General features: G+C 54.1%; 15 protein-coding genes. 13 read left to right on the top strand and 2 right to left on the bottom strand.

From position 1 onward, the window contains the following. Window positions 1–16 precede the first annotated feature (16 nt). The 12 genes from lptC (at window position 17) to HMPREF1556_RS01570 (ending at window position 14,326) form a co-directional block, all read left to right on the top strand. On the top strand, window positions 17–760 hold the full coding sequence (lptC, locus tag HMPREF1556_RS01625) for an LPS export ABC transporter periplasmic protein LptC (protein WP_021666446.1): 744 nt from the start codon (window positions 17–19) through the stop codon (window positions 758–760). 27 nt (window positions 761–787) lie between these two features. After that, complete coding sequence (locus tag HMPREF1556_RS01620) at window positions 788–2,041, top strand: hemolysin family protein (RefSeq protein WP_021666445.1); 1,254 nt, start codon at window positions 788–790, stop codon at window positions 2,039–2,041. A gap of 268 nt (window positions 2,042–2,309) precedes the next feature. Beyond that, entirely contained in the window at window positions 2,310–5,042 is a 2,733-nt protein-coding gene (locus HMPREF1556_RS01615; RefSeq protein ID WP_021666444.1) for an AAA domain-containing protein, read from the top strand. 225 nt (window positions 5,043–5,267) lie between these two features. Continuing rightward, entirely contained in the window at window positions 5,268–5,858 is a 591-nt protein-coding gene (locus HMPREF1556_RS01610) for a hypothetical protein (protein WP_021666443.1), read from the top strand. Window positions 5,859–5,892: 34 nt separating this feature from the next. Next, window positions 5,893–6,867 carry a DUF2764 family protein gene (locus HMPREF1556_RS01605; RefSeq protein ID WP_021666442.1) on the top strand — a complete coding sequence of 325 codons (975 nt, stop codon included), beginning with the start codon at window positions 5,893–5,895 and terminating at the stop codon, window positions 6,865–6,867. Window positions 6,868–6,962: 95 nt separating this feature from the next. Continuing rightward, window positions 6,963–8,720, top strand: a complete 1,758-nt coding sequence (locus HMPREF1556_RS01600; protein ID WP_021666441.1) for a V-type ATP synthase subunit A — start codon at window positions 6,963–6,965, stop codon at window positions 8,718–8,720. A 9-nt stretch (window positions 8,721–8,729) separates the two neighbouring features. Further along, the gene (locus tag HMPREF1556_RS01595) at window positions 8,730–10,052 is read left to right on the top strand and encodes a V-type ATP synthase subunit B (protein WP_021666440.1); all 1,323 of its coding nucleotides are present in this window, start codon (window positions 8,730–8,732) and stop codon (window positions 10,050–10,052) included. A gap of 81 nt (window positions 10,053–10,133) precedes the next feature. Then, window positions 10,134–10,763, top strand: a complete 630-nt coding sequence (locus tag HMPREF1556_RS01590) for a Type 1 glutamine amidotransferase-like domain-containing protein (protein ID WP_021666439.1) — start codon at window positions 10,134–10,136, stop codon at window positions 10,761–10,763. A 22-nt stretch (window positions 10,764–10,785) separates the two neighbouring features. After that, window positions 10,786–11,406, top strand: coding sequence for a V-type ATP synthase subunit D (locus tag HMPREF1556_RS01585; protein ID WP_021666438.1), 621 nt, complete (start codon window positions 10,786–10,788; stop codon window positions 11,404–11,406). Window positions 11,407–11,414: 8 nt separating this feature from the next. Next, window positions 11,415–13,235: a V-type ATP synthase subunit I gene (locus HMPREF1556_RS01580; protein ID WP_083476361.1), complete on the top strand. Its 1,821-nt coding sequence runs from the start codon at window positions 11,415–11,417 to the stop codon at window positions 13,233–13,235. Between the two features lie 40 nt (window positions 13,236–13,275). Next, window positions 13,276–13,734 carry an ATP synthase subunit C gene (locus tag HMPREF1556_RS01575; protein ID WP_021666436.1) on the top strand — a complete coding sequence of 153 codons (459 nt, stop codon included), beginning with the start codon at window positions 13,276–13,278 and terminating at the stop codon, window positions 13,732–13,734. Window positions 13,735–13,834: 100 nt separating this feature from the next. Further along, window positions 13,835–14,326, top strand: coding sequence for a hypothetical protein (locus HMPREF1556_RS01570; protein ID WP_021666434.1), 492 nt, complete (start codon window positions 13,835–13,837; stop codon window positions 14,324–14,326). Window positions 14,327–14,401: 75 nt separating this feature from the next. Here HMPREF1556_RS01570 and HMPREF1556_RS01565 read toward each other — a convergent pair whose 3' ends face one another. After that, window positions 14,402–15,829 (bottom strand): DUF4476 domain-containing protein, encoded by a 1,428-nt coding sequence (locus HMPREF1556_RS01565; RefSeq protein ID WP_021666433.1) that lies wholly within the window; start codon window positions 15,827–15,829, stop codon window positions 14,402–14,404. 47 nt (window positions 15,830–15,876) lie between these two features. Beyond that, on the bottom strand, window positions 15,877–16,581 hold the full coding sequence (locus HMPREF1556_RS01560) for a DUF4476 domain-containing protein (protein WP_021666432.1): 705 nt from the start codon (window positions 16,579–16,581) through the stop codon (window positions 15,877–15,879). 410 nt (window positions 16,582–16,991) lie between these two features. Between HMPREF1556_RS01560 and HMPREF1556_RS01555 the strand changes: the two genes are divergently transcribed. Next, window positions 16,992–18,323 (top strand): alpha-L-fucosidase, encoded by a 1,332-nt coding sequence (locus HMPREF1556_RS01555; RefSeq protein ID WP_044125080.1) that lies wholly within the window; start codon window positions 16,992–16,994, stop codon window positions 18,321–18,323. Window positions 18,324–18,325 lie beyond the last annotated feature (2 nt).

Raw genomic sequence — 18,325 nt, 5'->3', positions numbered from 1 at the left:
TCCACGACATCTCTATATGTCTGATCTCCCTTCGCACTTGAGTGCAGGAGCGAGGGGACAAGCCCTCCGCAGTCAGGACACTTCGTCTTGGCTGCGGAGGTCTTTCCTTTCCTGCGCCTCCCGCTATGGAGTAGGTGCGCTCGTCGTATCCCTTCTCCTCGGACTCTATTCCTGTGAGCAGAAGAAGGTCGAGGTAAAGAACCTCGCCGTCAATCCCGATTCTCTCTACACGGCTCGCACGCTCCAGCTCAATACGCTCATATCTGACTCCGGGATGATCCGCTATCGCATGACGGCGCCCGAACTGCTGATCTATGAGCGTCCAGAGCGTAACGAGTGGGTATTCCCTCGTGGACTCCTCCTTCGTCCCTATGACCTGAAGCAGGGAAGTCAAGTCTTCATCAAGGCGGATTCGGCTATTCGCCGTCCCGATAAGGAGGAATGGGAACTCATTGGTCACGTCCAAGTACAGGGCCCCGACGGGCAGCGCCTGAAGACACGTCAGCTCTTCTGGCTCCGTGATGAGCGTCGTCTCTACTCCAACGATACGACCTACTTCTTCACTCAGGGGAAAGAACTCCGAGGTTCGCACTTCAATGCCAAGGACGATCTCAGTTGGTACGAGATCTATGATAATAAGGGGGCTTTCGATTATGATGAAGACAAGCCCTCCGCTCCCCCTGCATCTCCCTCACCTTCTCCTGCTAGCGCACCAGCGACTAAGCCTGATACCGCTCTGCGGAGGGCGCCCGCTCGCTAGTCTTGTCCTCCACGTGCTCGCTTCACGATGATCTATTTCTATATCCTTCTCAGTCTCATCGCCTCGGCATTTTTTTCGGGGATGGAGATTGCTTTCTTGTCTTCGGATAAGCTTCGCCTAGAGCTGGACCGAAATCGAGGCGGACTCTCGGCCAAGATACTTGGTATCCTCTACGCCCGTCCAGATCAATTCATCACGACGATGCTGCTGGGCAATAACGTAGCACTCGTCATCTACGGGCTCTTGATGGCCATCCTCATGGAGCCTTGGCTGAGACTGGTCTTCGGTGAGAGTGATGTCCTCATCCTACTTGCCCAGTCGGTGCTAAGTACCCTGCTGATACTTTTCGTCGGAGAGTTCCTCCCGAAGGTGACTTTTCGTGCTAATCCCAACCGCACGATGCACTTCTTCTCGGGAGTTCTCTTCTTGATCTACGCCCTGCTGTACCCATTCGCTTGGTTCATCGGGCTAGTGACGCGCGCCATCCTCTTCATCGCAGGGCAGCGTACCAAGAGTGTTGCTCTTCGCCCTCAGCTCTCTTCCGTCGACCTAGAGTATTATCTCACGCACAGCTCCGATGATGGACAAGCGTCGGGTCTTGAGACGGAGGTGAAGATCATCCAGAATGCCATCTCCTTCTCCGAACTCCAGGTACGTGACTGCATGATCCCCCGCAACGAGATCGTCGGTGCGAGCTACGACTCTACCCTAGATCATCTCGAAGCGCTCTTTGTACGCACGGGGCTCTCTAAGCTCATCATCTACAAGGAGAATATAGACGAGGTCGTCGGCTACATTCACTCGAGCGAGATGTTTCGGGGGAAGGACTGGCAGCATCGCATTGTCTCGGGGCTCTTTGTCCCAGAGAGCATGCCCGCCAGCACGCTGATGAAACTCCTCATGCAGCGCAAGAAGAGCATCGCCATCGTGATCGATGAGCTCGGCGGTACGGCAGGTATGGTCACGCTGGAGGATATTGTCGAAGAGCTCTTTGGGGATATCGAGGACGAACATGACCATCAGAAGCGAGTGGCTAAGAAGATAGATGATCATACCTTCATATTCAGCGGGCGCATGGAGATCGATGATATCAATGATAAGTTCAGTCTAGCCCTTCCCGAAGATGAGGATTTCATGACGATCGCAGGCTTCATCCTCGACCATCATCCCAGCATTCCCTCGCAGGGACAAGTGCTGGAGATCGGGGATCTTCGCTTTGAGATCCTCCGAAGTACTTCGACGAAGATCGTCCTAGTGAAGATGTTCCTCCCCGAGGAGTAGGCTACAGCCCTCCTTCGTAGAGGCTCAAGCCAAGAGACTCTTGCCGTAAGGGCCAGCATAATTACCTGTCATCTCGAGCCGAGATGGCAGGTAATTTTTTTCCCCTCACAGGCAGTGAAGCTCCTAGCTAGCATCTGCCTCCAGCTTTCTTCCTATTTTTGCCCTTGCTTTTCTTGGCCTTTGTGTGGAGCACGGGCCTATTACCTCGGGTAAGTATGTGCTTAGGGGAAGGGGAGAATCACCATAAATTAGAGTAGCGAGTAGATCTATGGATTCAAGGCAGTGCTTGATCATCGACTTGAAGAATAAAGATAGTAGGCAGATGTTTATCACGGAGCAGATCGCTTCGATCAAGCATGATGCTCGGGGATATTGGGAGGTGTGCTTCTCTACTTCACCACGTGTCTTCCACTATCATCCGGAGCGCCTGGTCTACTTGAATAGACCTGAGACGATCGACTTAGGTGGTCGGGGGCTGTATGTCCGCAATGTGCGCTTCTCCGATGTGCAGGAGCTCCTTCGCTTCTCAGACGATCGGTACACGTACTATCGTCTCACCGACACCAAGGGTCGTGTGAAGTTCATCGAGGGTAAGCAGGTCTATATCACCCGTACGCCAATAGATGAGACGGGGGGATCACTGTGGAGCTACCTCAAGAAGCTCGCAGTGGAGACTGGGATAGAAGTAGAAGCGGGGAAGAATATCCTCAGTATGCAGTACGAGCAACTGGATGTCTGCCGAGATAATGTACCACTAGCCCAGTATCTTGGTGACGCTACCAAGCTTCGTGTCTATCGACAGCCTAGTCAGATCTACTATCCCTTCGGGTGCAATGCTAGTCAGAAGCAGGCCGTAGAGCATGCGCTGACCCATCAGGTAAGTATCATCCAAGGGCCTCCAGGTACAGGGAAGACGCAGACGATCCTCAATATCATCTCGAACCTTCTCATAGCAGGGAAGACCGTCCTCATCGTATCGAACAATAATTCGGCGGTAGAGAATGTCGCCGAGAAGCTCCAGCGTGAGGGGCTGGGCTTCCTAGTAGCTCAGCTGGGAAGTGTCAAGAATAAGGAGGCCTTCATCGCCCAGCAGGAGGAGGATTATCCCGATATGTCTTCGTGGCTACTGAAGGATGCTAAGCCGATCCAGCGGCGGGCTCATGAGGCGCTTCAGCGTGTGGAGCGTGGATTCGGTCATCAGACGGCGAAGGCTAGGCTCCTATCGGACCTGGATACTCTGCTGAGGGAGAAGAAATATAATGAACTACTCCAGCGCCCTTCGAGTCAGGATACAGGCTGGCTCATCCACCGGCATGCGGATAAGATCATGAAGCTCCTCTACCAGTGTCGAAGCTGGCTGGAGCAGGGCAAGCAACTGAGCTTCTGGTTTCGCCTGCGCTGGTCGTTCACTCTGGGCTGGCATGCCCTGAAGTTCCTCCGAGGAGAACTATCAGATATCATCACGGTGCTAGAGCAAGCCTATTATCAAGCAGCTGAAACTATGCTGAAGGAGGAGCTTCATCGGGAGACGAAGGCGCTCGAAGAAATGAATCTAGCAGAGCAGGTCCGTACACTGACCTCTTCTTCGCTACAGATCCTCAAGCATGTGATGGCTCAGCGCTTCTCTGGGCAGGTAAGGGAGATCTTCAAGATCAAAGAACTCAAGACGAGAAGCAAAGCCTTCCTAAGCGAATATCCCGTAGTGCTGAGTACGACATACTCTGCTCGCAACTGTATCAGCCCTGCTCGGGTCTTTGACTACGTGATCATGGACGAGGCTTCGCAGGTAGATATCAAGACGGGTGCCTTAGCGCTCTCCTGCGCTACGAATGCAGTCATCGTCGGTGACGATAAGCAGCTCCCCAATGTGGTCACTAGAGAAGACCTGCTCGTACTACAGAGTATCGAGGATAGCTATCAGGTAGCCGACTGCTATCGAGCATCCACGCATAGCTTCTTACAGTCTTGTGCCGGAGTCTTCAGAGATGCTCCCTCCACGCTTCTCAGAGAGCACTACCGCTGTCACCCAGAGATCATCGGCTTTTGCAATGAGCAGTTCTATGACGGAGAGCTTGTCACGATGACGACTGATACTGGAGCGGGTAGGGCACTGCAGGTCATCCGGACGGTGAAAGGCAATCATGCGCGAGGCCTTCTCAATCAGCGTGAGATCGACGTCATCGCTCAGGAGGTCATGCCTGAACTATTAGCCGAGGAGGATATGGGTAGTGTCGGGATCATCACTCCCTACAAAGAGCAGGCAGAGGAAATAAATAAGGTGCTGGGGAAAGAGATCGCCAGCACTGTACATAAGTATCAAGGACGAGAGTGTGACACGATCATCATGAGCACGGTGAATAATACTCCGACGACCTTCTCCGATGATCCTAACCTACTCAACGTAGCTATCTCCCGAGCGAAGAAGCATCTCTATCTCGTCACGACAGGCAATGACATCCCTCAGGAATCAAATCTAGCCCAGCTCATCGCCTACATCCGCTACCACAACTTCGAGGTGAAGGAGAGCCTTCTTCATTCAGTCTTCGATCTGCTCTACCGGCAGTATACCGCAGAGCGCCTAGCATATCAGGCCAGGCATCATCAGTCGATGGACCATCTGTCGGAGCAGCTCGTCTATGATACGCTTCTTAAGGCACTCGATCAGCTCGGTGGGTGCCACCGAGCTGTAGTAGCACATTACCCGCTCTCCAAGTTGATCGCCGGCTGGGATCTGCTCACTGAGGAGGAGCGAGCATTTGCTTTGAGCCCACTGGCACATGTAGACTTCCTCGTCTATAATGCATTGACACGACAACCTCTACTTACGATCGAGGTCGATGGCTGGAGATACCACCGAGGACATGCTGATCAAAAGGCTCGTGATGCACTGAAAGATCAGCTCCTTGGCAAGTATGGTCTTACCCCCTATCGTATCACTACGACGGATATAGTGACGGTAGATACGGTGAAGGTAGCACTAGAGCAGAGAGGGGTGATTTGATATGGGAGATTCGGCTCTTTGATAGGTGCTCGGGATGTCCCTGTAAGGGGGAGCGTGATCTCCTATTCTTCGCTTCTTTTTATCCTGAGATGGAGTCTAGAATTACTTGTTTTTTTACCTTGGCTTTACACTCTTTGTCGTATGGATAAATTGCTTATCTTTGCTTCCGCACGGGTGAGTAACTCTTCTCCCACTGCATCGTAGACAAAGCAAATACAATCAGATATGGATGCAAAAATTCAAGAACTGACCGAGAAGATCTACAAAGAAGGGGTCCAACAAGGCCAAGCCGAAGCAGATCGCCTCATAGCCGAGGCCGAAGCAAAAGCCAAGAAGATCGAAGCTGAGGCTGCCAGCCGAGCTGACGAGATCGTCAAGACCGCCGAACGTCGCGCTAGCGAACTCAAGAAAAACACCGAATCAGAGCTACGGCTCTACACCTCCCAACTCATCGATTCACTGAAGAGCAGCATCGCTGATCAGATCCAGGGCGACATAGCTCGGGCTAATGTCCAGGCGCTCACCGCTGATCAGACCTTCATCCAGAAGTTCATCCTCAAGCTCGCAGAGGGCTTTGATCTCAATCGTGGCATTGAGATCTCGACGGGCGATGCCGAAGGTCTGCGCTCCTACTTCGCTGCCAACGCTAAGGCTCTCCTAGAGCGTGGCGTCTCTATCCGCTCAGTGGCAGGCAAACCTACTGACTTCACGATCGCTCCACAAGATGGGAGCTTCAAGGTTCAGTTCGGCGAATCCGAGTTTATCGAACTATTTAAGAGTTTCCTCCGTCCAGAGATGACCAAGATGCTCTTCTAGTCCTGAACAGATTAGTATATAATGTAGAGCACACATGGCTAAGTACTACGCTCTGGTATCAGGACTGCCGAACGTCACGGTGGATACCCCCAAGCCTCCTTTCTCTACAGAGGCTTTCTATGAAGAGCTGTTACCCATCCTGACTAAGCGAGATCGCTCCTACCTAGAGATACTCCGCCTGGAGCCTCTCAATAAGGAAGTCCTCGGCTGGATCGCCGAAGGGCGCCTCACTCCGGTAGAAATCGAGGAAGAATCTCAGGAGATCTCCTACGGGCCTGTAGAGACGGAGCCCACGAGAGAAGAGCTCTTCGTAAGCCTTCTTCAGCAAGTCGCTAGAGCAGCAGACGCTGGGAAGAAGTCTCCTCGTGTGAAGGAACTTCCCGCCTATATCGTTCGCTTTGTCTACGATCTCTTTTACCGCAAGGCTGTGGCTACAGACTTCGTCGAAGAGTCCGATCAGCGTCCCTCTCGCTTCGAAGAGATCGGGGCTGATCGCTTACTTCTCGAAGACCTGCTTACCGGCTATTACTACGACTCAGTAGGCGCAGTAGGGAGTGACTTCCTCCGAGAATGGTTCAGCTTGAACAAGAACATCCGCAATATCCTTGCCGTCTTCACCTGTCGTCGACTGGGCTGGGATGCCTCGAGATACATCGTCGGTGAGGGCGAAGTAGAGCAACATCTCCTTCATTCGAAGGCTAAAGACTTCGATCTTGGCGAGCATCTACCCTATCTTCCTAAGGTCATTCAGATCGCAGAAGAGCGAGATATAGCCCGTCGTGAGCGTCTGATTGACCTGCTGAAGTGGCAATGGATGGATGATTGGACCTTCGTCCGCATCTTCGATATAGACAATGTGCTCTGCTATTACCTACGTCTCTCCATCCTCGAGCGCTGGTCACAGCTGGATGAGAAGACAGGTGAAGCCACCTTCCGTAAGATCGTCCTCTCACTCAAGGGTGAGAGCGCTAACGTCCTGCAGGAATTCAAGAAGGCTCAGAAGCGCTAGCTCCTCCTCTCCACACAAAGAATACACAGAAATTCAACCGTACACGCACACCCTCCATCACGTAGGGAGGTGGTGCGCCAAATAATAAGGGATACATGGCAACAAAAGGTAGTGTAAAAGGTATCGTCGCCAACCTCGTGACTATCGAGGCAGACGGCCCTGTCGCTCAGAATGAGATATGCTATATCACCGTCGGGGGAGTCCCTCTGATGAGTGAAGTCATACGAGTCAGTGGGAAGAATGCCTATGCTCAGGTCTTCGAATCCACGCGTGGGATGCGTATCGGTGACCCCGTGACCTTCGAAGGACACATGCTCGAAGTCACGCTAGGTCCAGGGATGCTCTCCAAGAACTATGACGGACTTCAGAATGACCTCGACAAGATGGAAGGGGTCTTCCTCAGCCGAGGTACCTATACCTACCCGCTCGATGGCGACAAACTCTGGGATTTCAAGCCTCTTGCCCAGGTCGGTGATCGTGTCACTGCTGGCTCTTGGCTCGGTCAGGTCGAGGAGAACTTCCAGCCGATCAAGATCATGGTCCCCTTCACTATGGACGGGATCTACACCATCAAGAGCCTCGAGGGTGAAGGTAAGTACACCGTCAAGGATACCATTGCGATCCTCGTCGATCAGGATGGTCAGGAGCATGCTATCACCATGAAGCAGAAGTGGCCCGTCAAGCGCCCGATCACTTGCTATGCTGATAAGCCACGTCCTCATAAGCTCCTAGAGACGGGAGTACGTATGATCGATACGATGAATCCCATTGTCGAGGGGGGGACAGGCTTTATCCCTGGTCCCTTCGGTACAGGGAAGACGGTCCTCCAGCATGCGATCAGTAAGCAGGCAGAGGCTGATATCGTGATCATCGCTGCCTGTGGTGAGCGTGCGAATGAGGTAGTAGAAGTCTTCAAGGAATTCCCAGAACTCCTTGACCCTAATACCGGTCGCCCTCTGATGGAGCGTACGATCATCATCGCTAATACCTCTAACATGCCTGTGGCAGCACGTGAAGCCTCGGTCTATACAGCGATGACCATCGCTGAATACTACCGAAGCATGGGGCTCAAGGTGCTATTGATGGCCGACTCTACTTCCCGTTGGGCTCAGGCTCTACGTGAGATGTCGAACCGTCTTGAAGAACTTCCAGGCCCTGATGCCTTCCCAATGGACCTCTCTGCTATCGTGGCGAACTTCTATGCACGTGCCGGTTTTGTCCATCTGAAGAATGGTGCCACTGGTTCCGTTACATTCATCGGGACGGTTTCTCCTGCAGGGGGTAACCTCAAGGAGCCTGTCACGGAGAATACTAAGAAGGTAGCTCGCTGCTTCTACGCCCTAGAGCAGGAGCGCGCTGACCGTAAGCGCTACCCAGCCGTCAACCCTATCGATAGCTATTCGAAGTATCTGGAGTATCCAGAGTTCCAAGACTACGTAGGTGATCACATCGGATCGGGCTGGATCGACAAGGTCAATCAGATGAAGCAATGGCTCATCCGAGGCAAGGAAATCGCTGAGCAGATCAACATCCTTGGTGATGATGGGGTACCTTTGGACTACCACGTCACCTTCTGGAAGTCTGAGCTGATCGACTTCGTCATCTGTCAGCAGGATGCCTTTGACCCGATCGACTGCAACTGCTCACTGAAGCGTCAGGAGTACATGGTTAGCCGTGTGATGCAGGTCTGCTGTATGAACTTCTCCTTCGAGGGCTTCGTCGAAGTGTCCGAGTACTTCAAGGAGCTGATCAATGTCTTCAAGCAGATGAACTACTCAGAGTTCGAGAGCGAAGAGTTCCGTCGCCAAGAAGCTAGAGCGGAAGAATTGATTTCCCAACGAGCTAAAAACTAAAAGAGCGCTATGGCAGCAAAAGCATTCCAAAAGATTTATACCAAGATCGAGAATATCACCAAGGCCACGTGTATGCTCCGTGCCACAGGCGTTGGTAATGAAGAGCTGGCTACGATCAATGGGCGTCTAGCTCAGGTCGTGCGTATCATGAACCAAGAGGTGACTCTGCAGGTCTTCGGCGGTACGGAAGGTATCCCCACGGATGCGGAAGTGATCTTCCTCGGCAAGGCTCCTTCGCTACAGGTAGGTGATCAGCTCGTAGGTCGCTTCTTCAATGCCTATGGTGAGCCCATCGATGGCGGTCCTGCCGTCTCGGGCAAGGAAGTAGAGATCGGTGGACCTTCGGTGAATCCTGTTCGCCGTGAACAGCCCTCCGAACTCATCGCTACCGGTATCGCTGGTATTGACCTCAATAATACCCTTGTGACAGGGCAGAAGATCCCCTTCTTCGCTGACCCTGACCAGCCCTTCAATGAAGTGATGGCGATGGTGGCTCTTCGTGCTAAGAGCGACAAGATCATCCTAGGGGGGATGGGTATGACTAATGACGACTACCTCTTCTTCAAGAATACCTTCAGCAACGCTGGTGCGCTAGACCGCATCGTCAGCTTTATCAATACCACCGAAGATCCATCGGTAGAGCGTCTGCTTATTCCTGATATGGCGCTCGCCGCTGCAGAATATTTCTCCGTCGAGAAGAAGGAGAAGGTGCTGGTGCTCTTGACCGACATGACGAACTATGCCGATGCTCTGGCGATCGTGTCGAATCGTATGGACCAGATTCCTTCGAAGGACTCCATGCCCGGTTCGCTTTACTCTGACCTGGCGAAGATCTATGAGAAGGCGGTACAGTTCCCAGACGGAGGCTCGATCACGATCATCGCTGTGACGACACTCTCAGGGGGTGACATCACGCATGCCGTACCTGACAATACAGGGTATATCACCGAAGGTCAGCTCTACCTGCGTCGTGACTCGAGTGTGGGTAAGGTCATCATCGACCCCTTCCGTTCGCTCTCCCGTCTCAAGCAGCTTGTCATCGGGAAGAAGACCCGTGAAGACCACCCTCAGGTGATGAATGCCGCCGTCCGACTCTTCTCTGACGCCGCAGGTGCACAGACGAAGATGGAGAATGGTTTCGACCTAACGGACTACGACGAGCGTACACTTCGCTTCGCTGCGGACTATTCGCGTGAGCTCCTTGCTATCGACGTCAATATCGATACCGAGCAGATGCTCGATACGGCATGGCATCTCTTCGGTCGGTACTTCCGTCCAGCAGAGGTGAATATCAAGCAGTCCCTCGTCGATAAGTACTGGCCTAAGGCCTAAGGGAGCTCGCGACAGTATGTTGGCCCACGGGGAGCCTCCGCTCCCTATAGGTGTGGCTGGTAGAGTCAAATAGTACAGAGAATGAACCCAAATATCTTCCTTTTCCTCTGCTCCTCTTTCGCCGATGTAGCTCCTCTACTAGAGCAAGCCTGCCCTATGGAGCTACGGGAGAAGGTCGTCACCTTTATCCCCACAGCTAGCATCCCGGAGTCCTATACGGGGTATGTCGGGCTGGGGCGAGAGGCCTTGGAGCAGCTGGGGCTGAGGGTCGAGCCCTTGGATGTCGCAGAGGCTTCGGCCGAGGAGATTGAGGCCTCGCTCTCTCGGGGGGATCTTATCTACATCTCGGGAGGCAATGCCTTCTACCTCCTTCAGGAACTGAAGCGTAAAGGTGCGGATAAGCTTATCCAGCGGGAAATAGAGAGAGGAAAACCTTATATAGGCGAGTCGGCAGGGTCGGTGATCCTGGCACCTAGCATCGAGTATGTTCAGCTAATGGATGAGACCCAGGCGGCTCCTGAGCTGACCTCCTTCGCTGCACTAGGCTTGATCGAGAAGTATCCTTTGCCGCACTACCGGTGCTTCCCCTTCGTCGAGATGGCGGAGACTGTGCTCGCTACGTATGGTGGCCGACTCTCTCTCGTACCGATCACGAACCACCAGGCTATAATCGTCCGGGGTCGAGAGCTCACCATCGTGACTAAGGAATAACTAGGTAGCCATCAAACGTCTTATGGCGATACGATTTCAATACAATAAGACCTCGCTACAGCTGCAGGAGAAGGCGCTGAAGATGCGTCTGCGCACCTTGCCTACTATTAAGAGTAAGGAGAGCGCCCTGAGACAGCAGGTCAAGCAGACCAAGCGAGAGGTCGAGGAGCTAGAGGCCAAACTAGAGGCCGAGCTCCGAGGCTATCAGGGCATGGTCAGTCTATGGGATGAGTTCGATCCGTCACTCATCACCGTAGATCGTGTAGACCTCTCGATGAAGAAGGTCGCTGGCGTCCTGCTCCCCGTGCTGGATGGTATCCACTATGAGGTACGCCCCTTCAGCATCTTCAATGCTCCCTCTTGGTATGCCGAGGGGATCGAGCTCCTGAAGACGCTTGCTACGACCGGGATCGAAGCAGAATTCCTCCGTCTGAAGATGGAGTTCCTCGAGCATGCTCGTAAGAAGACGACCCAGAAGGTCAATCTCTTCGAGAAGGTTCAGATACCAGGCTATCAAGATGCTATCCGCAAGATCAAGCGATTCATCGAAGACGAAGAGAGTCTGTCGAAGGCATCGCAGAAGATCATGCGTACCAATATCGAGAAGCGTAAACGTGATGAAGAAGAGGAGGTAGCCCAATGATTCAGCCGATGAATAAATACGCCTTCCTGGTCTTCCATAGAGACTACGAAGGTTTCCTCCTGCGCCTCAGAGAGCTAGGAGTCGTCCACGTCCGAGAGCAGGTATCTACTAAGGAGGTCGAGGAGCTACAGGCTCTTCAGGCTGAACGTATGCACCTCGTGGCTCTTCGCAAGGAACTTCGTCCCTACGAAGTACCAGCCGCTGAGTCGGGACAGCAAGTACAGCTCCCTGCAGAGGTAGATGGGCGGGCGCTCGTCAGCCATATCGAGGAGGAGCTGGAGGCAAGGCGTCGCCTCGTCGATCGTATCACGGCCCTCAAGGCCGAAGCCGATGAAGTGCGTCCGTGGGGTACCTTCGACGAAGGTACATTCACTCGCCTCGAAGAGGTCGGCTATACGCTGGACTTCTATGCTCTCCCAGTATCTCAGTTTACGGAAAGCTTCCGTGCCACACACGATGTCGTACCTATCGAGGTCGTCAGTGGTCGTCAGTACTTTGTCCTGCTCCGTGCTCTAGATGCGAAGGTGCATCTCCCCGAGGCAGAAGTCATCCGTCGCCCTCAGCGTAGTGTCGACCGAGTCGAGCAGGAGCTAGCAGAAGCTCAGACTGCGCTAGATCAAGCTACCGACCAGCTTCGGTCAAGCTTCCCCGAGTGGCAGGCTCAGCTTCAGGCCTATGATACCGATCTGGAGAATCACCTGACCTTCGGTACCGTGCGTCTGCAGGCTGATCGCCTGGCTGACGAGAGGCTGCTCCTCTTAGAAGGCTTCGTCCCTACCGATCACGCTAAAGCCTTCGAGGAAGAACTTAGCAAGGGTGGCTATTACTTCAAGCAAGTGGACTTCGATCCAGAGACGGAGCGTGTGCCCATTCAGCTGAAGAATAATGCCTTCACCAAGTGCTTTGAGTTCATCACGGGTCTCTTCTCCCTGCCCAACTATCAGGAGCTAGACCAGACGGTGCTCATCGCCCCCTTCTTCATGCTCTTCTTCGGGATGTGCTTTGGGGATGCGGGCTATGGATTGATCCTCTTCTCAGTGGCGACCTTCGTACGACTGCAGAAGCGAGGAGGGGATAATTCGATCGTGGGTCTGATCCAGTGGCTCGGTGGTGGAGCGTTCGTCGTCGGGCTACTTATGGGTGGTATCTTCGGGATCGAATTGCCCTGGGCTCACAATAAGGACTATCTCTTCAACCAGGATAACCTGATGACAATCTCTGTTGTCATTGGACTGGTGCAGATCCTACTCGGTAAGGCCGTCGGTGCCTACAAGACAGGGAAGCAGAAGGGCTGGAAGCATTCGCTCGCTGGCTATGCTTGGGTACTCCTCCTGATAGCTGTCGGGCTGATCTATGCCCTGCCGATGATGCAGTTCACACTGCCTGAACCTGTGACCTATATCCTCTATGGTGTAGCAGGACTTTCGGTGCTGGTAGCCTTCCTGTACAATAGCCCAGGAAAGAATCCCTTCTTCAACATTGGTGCTGGTCTGTGGAAGAGCTACGAGACAGCTTCGGGTCTTCTCGGGGACTCCCTCTCCTATATCCGACTCTTCGCCATCGGTCTGACGGGCGGTATCCTAGGGAGTGTCTTCAATCAGCTCGCTATGTCGTGCCTCCCTGCTTCGGGCAGTGGAGCCTCGGTCGGTAGCTACGTTGTGGGCTGGATCCTAGCACTCATCATCCTCGTCTTCGGGCACGGGATCAACTTCGGTATCGCTATGATCGGTGCCTTCGTTCACCCGCTGCGACTGACGTTCGTAGAGTACTACAAGAATAGCGAGTTTGAGGGTGGAGGTAAGCCCTACACCCCCTTCAAGCGTAAGTAAAAAACAAACCAAATAATTCCATTTAACTCAAGTAAAGATTATGAATGAGATGTTGTCTTTCCTCGGCATTGTGCTGATGGTCGGTCTGACGGGTATCGGTAGTAGCGTAGGTGTGACGATCTGCGGTAATGCTGCCGTCGGTGCTATGAAGAAGAACCCTGATGCCCTCGGGCAGTACATCGGTCTGGCTGCTCTGCCAAGCTCTCAGGGGCTCTACGGTTTCGTTGGCTTCTTCATGGCCAAGGCTGCTCTGGATAAGCTGATCGCAGCAGGTCCTATCACTAGCTTTGCCGCTTGGGCTATCCTCGGGGCAGGGATCATCCTCGGCGTCGTAGGTGCTTACTCTTCGATCCGTCAGGCTCAGGTCTGTGCTAATGGTATCCAGGCCATCGGGAATGGGGAGAATGTCTTCAGCACCACCATGGTCATGGCGGTCTTCCCTGAGCTCTACGCTATCCTTGCTCTGCTGGTGACGATCCTCATCGTAGGTTCTTTCTAAGAGTATAGGACCCTATCCATCCACTAGATCTAAGGGCTGTCTCTCCTCTTGAGGGGAGATAGCCCTTAGCTATTACCACTAGCTCTCTACTCTTATATCGATGCATATACGTCTCAGTACTTCAGAGGATCTCTTGGGGATCATGGCACTACTTGATGGAGCTTGCTCCTACATGATCCGTGAGGGGAATAGTGCCCAGTGGCCGGTGGGCTACCCTTCGGTGGAGCAGATCCGCAGAGACATCGCCTCGGGGCATAGCTACGTCTGTGAGGAGGCGGGTCTGGAGGGGCTGGTAGGGACGTTCTACTTCGCCGAGGAGGAAGAGCCCACCTACAAGCATATCGAAGGGGAGTGGCTGGATGACGCTCCCTACGGAGTGATCCATCGCCTTGCCTCGGATGGGCGGGTGAAGGGGCTAGCTGGTAAGGTGCTTGCCTGGGCCTCGGCACGCTGTCCGAATCTGCGTATCGATACCCATCAGGCTAATCGCACGATGCTTCGCTTCCTCGAGCGACATGGCTTCACGCCCTGTGGCACGATCTACGTCGCTGACGGCTCGCCTCGACTTGCCTTCCAGAGACACCTCGCTTAGCTCTTACACCAAACGACAGCGCCACCTAGGAAGATCCCTAGGTGGCGCTGTCGTTTTATGTAGCTACTCTTGACGCTAGAGCCCGAGGTAGGAGCTCGCTCGTGCCTTACCTTCGGAGTAGATGAAGAGGTCAAGGAATCTAGCTCGTCCCGACGGGTCGGAGAGTCTAGGAGCGATTAGCTCCAGAGCGCTGAGGCGATCGTCGTCGCTGGAGAAGTAGGAGCGTAGGATCTCGATCCCTTGCTCGGTCGTCAGCTGATGCTGGCGTAGCTCGATGCGTAGGAGGTTGAGACGACCCTCGACGGTGGGCTCAGTGCGAAGCTGGATGAGCAGAGGCTGGTACCAGGTCGTGCGCTCGGTCATTCGGGTGGCGCTCTCCCGTGCCTGGTTCATCTGTGACTCGATCCTTCGGCCCACCTCATTGACTTGCTCCTGGATATCACTCCCTATACCTCGGGAGAAGGAGCGCCCGTAGGAGCTACGATCCTGAGTGAAGCCAAGGATACGACGTGCCTCTTCCTTGGCATGCATGAAGTCAAATAGATCGATGAGGCGATAGGCGTTGTAGCCATCCCTGAGGTGGGGTGCTATGGCGGTGAGTACCTCTAGGCGTTCCTTGTCCCAGGAGAAGAGCTTCAGCAGGCGACTCGTCTGCTGTACGGAGAAGGTATTGAGCTGAGCGGCGTCACGGATGTAGCGGATCTTGTCCTTGGTGAAGGTCTGTCGCTCGACACCACGGACGAACTCCTCGAAGTCCTCCTGCTGGGGTAGGGTACCTCCGTAGCGAGGGTCGTACTGGCGAGGCATGGGCGGAGCATAAGCCTCGATGATACGCCTGGCTTCCTCCCGAGCGCCCATGTAGTCGAAGAGCTCGATGAGGCGGAAGGCATTGTAGCTATCCCTCAGACGAGGAGCGAGGATCCGCAGTACATGCAGGCGCTGATCGTCGGTGGAGAAGATGCGGACGAGCCGTGCGACTTGGTCGGTAGAGAAGTAGCTACGGTGTGCTACCTCCTCGATGAACTGGATCTGCTCGGACGTGTAGATCAGGCTTCGCACATCCTGATAGAATCCCTCGAAGGCACGGGCCTCAGCCTCCTGCTCGTACGGATCTCTGTAGCCACGACCTGGGTAGTACTCGGGGCGTGTAGGATACTGCTCCGGAGTGATGACGGGTGGTGGGGTAGAGGGGACGGGGTAGGATACGGTCGCTGGGCGCTGTACGGCGGTCTCCTTGCTATCGTACTTAGAGACTCGTCCGTCCTCGAAGGTCACATTGACCGCAAGGGTAGCTTCGGAGAGCTGGTCTTGGAAGAGATATTCCCAGACTTCTCGGTTGTTCTCTTGGACATTCTTGTTACGAGGCTGACCGAGGATACCCACGATCTGGCTCTTGGTCATCCCACGGTCGATCTGGCTGACCGATTGGCGTGCTTTGCCCAGTCCGCACGAGGCGAGTGTGACGATGCAGATAGAGGCCGCGAGCCCTGTCGTTATCTTCATAATGGATCTAGAGATGTGTATGATGGTGAGGTGAGCGAGCTAAGAGCCTAGCGGGAGAGACCGAGCATACGACGAGCCTGCTCCTTGGCATCGGAGAAGGTGAAGCAGTCGATGATCTGATAGGCATTGTAGGGGTCTCTCAGACGGGGAGCTATGGGGGAGAGCACCTTGAGCTTCTGGTCGTCCCAGGTGAAGAGCTGGAGCAGGCGGATGGTCTGCTTGGTGGTGAAGCGGTAGCCTCGTGCTACATCCTGAATATAGGCGATACGCTCGTCCTCGAAGGTCTTACGGCGTGCTGTACGGAGCACGTCATTGAACCACTCCTCATTCTCCCGCTCGCTCTGCCCGTTGTCGTAGGGATAGTTCCCCCCTCCACGAGGGTAGTTGGAATAGCTGGGATAGCTAGGATAATTGGGGTAGCTTGGGTAGTCACGTCTGGAGCGACCATAGCCCTCGGCATCGTAGGTATTGAGGCGGATCACTCTCCCCGAGGAGGAGAATGTCACCAGGACGATCTTCCCTTCGAGCGAGCCGTAGCTCCTGCGGTACTCCCATTCTTCGGTACCATCTTCGGAGAAGCGTCGGTTGTCAGGGCGTCCCAGTAGGTCCTGTACCTGTCGCTGATCCATCCCTCGCTCGATGTAAGCGACGGGATTGTTTGAGCGTCCGAACTCTTCGCCGATACGAGCTAGATCACAGGAGGATAAGCCCAGGAGAAGAGCTATGCTCAGAAGTCCAATCTTTCTATTCATGTGCAGTGCTTTATTTACCGAATGAACGCTGAGGGTATGGGGCTATATTATCCCACCTTTCTCAGAGGTTAAATTTAGCACTTCTTCTCAAGACTTCTTACTCAGAGAAAGGGGGCATTTTTTCGAGAAGCTAGAGAAGGGGGCGAAAAGAACCTACGGTAGGTCGTCATCACGACCTACCGTAGATCGCATCGACGACCCACAGTAGGTTTTTTCGGCGACCCACGGTAGGTCGTCTTGAGCCCCTCTTGAGCCCTTTATTTATCGGGCTTTTCTCATTCCTGTCTCTCTCAAGGGAGGTCTTGGGTAAATATCCTGTAGGGAATCCTGATTTTCTAAGGTTTCTCCTTAATAATTGAGTATCTTTGGGCCGTGTAATCAACCTCAAGAGAGGGCCAAACATCACCAAAATGAAAGGTATACTAACTACTACTCGGATGGCCGCTCTGGCCTTCGGCCTAGCCGTATCTACTCCTCTTATCGCTCATGCTCAGCCTGGCTACCAGCCTACTAAGTCGAACCTCGAGGCTCGGAAGACCTTCCGTGACCGTGGCTTCGGGATCTTCCTCCACTGGGGACTCTATAGCATGTTCGCCCAAGGCGAATGGTATATGACCAATGCCAACCTCAACCATGCAGAGTACGCTAAGTCCGCTGCTGCCTTCTATCCCGCTCAGTTCGACGCAGCCAAGTGGGTCGCAGCGATCAAGGCTTCGGGTGCGGGCTACCTGACGATCACCTCCCGTCACCACGAGGGCTTCTCTCTCTGGGACACCAAGCATAGTGACTACAATATCGTGAAGGCTACCCCCTTCAAGCGTGATATCCTCGCCGAGCTCCGTGACGAATGTCGCAAGCAGGGTCTGGGCTTCCATATCTACTACTCGCTCCTCGACTGGACGCGTGATGACTACTATCCTATCGGGCGTACGGGACGTGGTACGGGACGTACGACGCACGGTGAGTGGAAGACCTACGACGCCTTCATGAACGCTCAGCTCAAGGAGCTCGTCCAGGACTACGGTGCCGATGCGATCTGGTTCGACGGCGAGTGGGACCAGGATGAGAACCCTGGCTTCGACTGGCACTATGACAAGATGTATGCGGGCATCCATGCCCTGAATCCCGCTTGCCTCATCGGGAACAATCACCACGGTGAGGTCCATGAGGGCGAAGACTTCCAGATGTTTGAGCGTGACGTGCCTGGTGCGAACACTGCAGGCCTCTCGGGCCAGTCGATCAGCAAGCTCCCCATCGAGACTTGCCAGACGATGAATGGTATGTGGGGCTACAAGATCATTGACCAGAACTACAAGTCCGATACGACCCTCATCCGCCTGCTCGTCGAGACGGCTGGGCGCAATGCTAATCTCCTGCTGAACATCGGCCCTGAGGCTTCAGGTGCCCTTCCCGCTACGGCGATTGATCGCCTCGAGAAGATCGGTCGCTGGATGAAGACCAATGGTGTGACCGTGAAGGACGGCGTACGTGAGGGCTGCATCCCCCCACAGGAATGGGGTGTGACGACGCAGAAGGGCAAGACCCTCTACCTGCACATCCTCTCCTGGAAGAGCCGTATGCTCTCCCTGCCTCTGACGGAGAAGGTCAAGCGTGTCGTAGCCTTCGAGTCCCGCAAGGCTATCCCCTATCAGCAGACCAAGGCAGGGCTGACCCTGACCTTCGACAAGGCTCCTTCGGAAGCCAACGCTATTGACTACATCGTCGAAGTAACGCTCCAGTAATT

This window comes from Porphyromonas sp. oral taxon 278 str. W7784, assembly GCF_000467855.2.
GTDB lineage: Bacteria > Bacteroidota > Bacteroidia > Bacteroidales > Porphyromonadaceae > Porphyromonas.
Note: the sequence above shows the minus strand (reverse complement) of the source record. Positions and strands in the feature narration are given on the sequence as shown.